At 71.3% G+C, this 1,499-nt stretch carries 1 protein-coding gene and 1 pseudogene; both read left to right on the top strand.

Annotated features, from left to right (window positions below; all coding sequences use genetic code 11):
* Positions 1 to 36 precede the first annotated feature (36 nt).
* Complete coding sequence (locus CCN56_RS34865; protein ID WP_086831801.1) at positions 37 to 1,347, top strand: glycosyltransferase family 4 protein; 1,311 nt, start codon at positions 37 to 39, stop codon at positions 1,345 to 1,347.
* Positions 1,344 to 1,499: pseudogene (locus CCN56_RS45180) on the top strand (D-2-hydroxyacid dehydrogenase); the annotation flags it as partial. The gene CCN56_RS34865 and the pseudogene CCN56_RS45180, both read left to right, overlap by 4 nt.

The raw sequence follows: 1,499 nt of genomic DNA, 5'->3' as shown, positions 1-1,499 counted from the left end.
CCCGCGATAACCCGTCTTCGAAGGAGGCACCATAAGGTGCGCATCGACCATACGACTCCACCACCTCCGCCCACGGCCGTACCGGAAGTGGTCCGCCGGCCCAGCGTCGTTGTCGCCCTCCACGAGGGCTTCTACGGCGCGGAGTCCGGCACCGGCTTCAGCAACCGAGCCTTCCTCACGGCGCTGGCCCGCCTGCTACCGCCGGGCCGCCTCTCTGTGATCACCCCGCACGTTCCGGAGAGCGCGGGAGCGCACAACCGGCGGTGGACCAGCGAGGTCCAGCAGATGCTGCGGCAGGCCGAAGCCGACGTCATCACGATCCCGGGGGTCTCAGCGGCGCCGGACACGATCCACGGCTCCGTGCAGCTGTGCGACCTGGCCGGCGAGGCGGCCGTACGCATCGCCGATCGAGCGAGCCAGTGCCTCCTCATCGGACTCGACATCCCGTTCCTCGGGCTCGCCCCCTATACCTCGCCGACCACGGACCTGCTGCTCATTCCCCGCTCCACGACCGCGCTGACGCGCCCCAAGGACATGTCCCGAATCCGCTGGGAGCGCGACGCTCTGCGGGCGGCGACCGTCCGAGGCGGGCGGATTGGCGCCATCTCCTCCCACATGCGCGGCCACCTCGTCGTTAGCTACGCCGTCCCTCGGGGGAGCATCGTGAGCCTCCCGAACGGGCTGATCCAGGAGGAGATGGCCCGGCCGGCCAGTGCCCCGCCCCTGCCTTTCAAGGCCCGAGCCGGGTTTCTTCTCGCCATGGGCCGTGCCGTGCCGACGAAGGGCTTCGACGACCTCCTGGAGGCGCTGCACATCCTGAAGGAGCGCGGGGTCCGTGCTCCACACCTGGTCCTGGCGGCCGTGACCTCGGAGGGGCACGAGCGCCCCACCTCGTATCAGGAGGATCTGGCGGCGCGCATCCGCGCCTACGGCCTGGACGCGACCTTGATCACGTGCTTCACCCCTGCGATCCGCGCTTGGCTGCACAACCCGGCCCTGCGCGCGGTCGTCGTTCCCTCGCGGGAGGAGCCCTTCGGTCGCATCCCTCTGGAGGCGTTCGCGGTCGGAGCGGGCCCCGTGGTGGCAACCACTGCCGGCGGGCTGGCCCAGACCGTCGTCGAGGGCGAGACCGGCTTCACCGCCGCACCACGTGACGCCCGGTCCCTGGCCTCCGCGCTCCACCGCGCCCTGACCGCCCTGCCCCGCGAACGCGACCGGCTCCGGAGCGCCGGGGCGGCCCTGGTGCGCTCGCGCCACGACTACGAGGCCAGCATCGGTTCCGTCATCGAACGCATCGCTCCTTGGGCTCTTGTGCCGGCGTCGAACGCGGTGGGCCGAGCGCGATGAACCGGCCGGTCGTGTTGATCAGTCTGGAGTCCCCGCACTCCTTCTGGCGGTTGTCCGCCGAGCACGAGCGGGCGCTGTCCGCCGCCTTCCCCGGTGTCGAATTCCGTACGGCGACGGAGGAGGCCGTGCCGCACCAGCTGGCTGAGGCGCAC

Source organism: Streptomyces sp. NRRL B-24572 (assembly GCF_002156145.1).
GTDB lineage: Bacteria > Actinomycetota > Actinomycetes > Streptomycetales > Streptomycetaceae > Streptomyces > Streptomyces vietnamensis.
The sequence above is the reverse complement of the archived record's forward strand: the minus strand, read 5'-3'. Positions and strand labels throughout refer to the sequence as shown.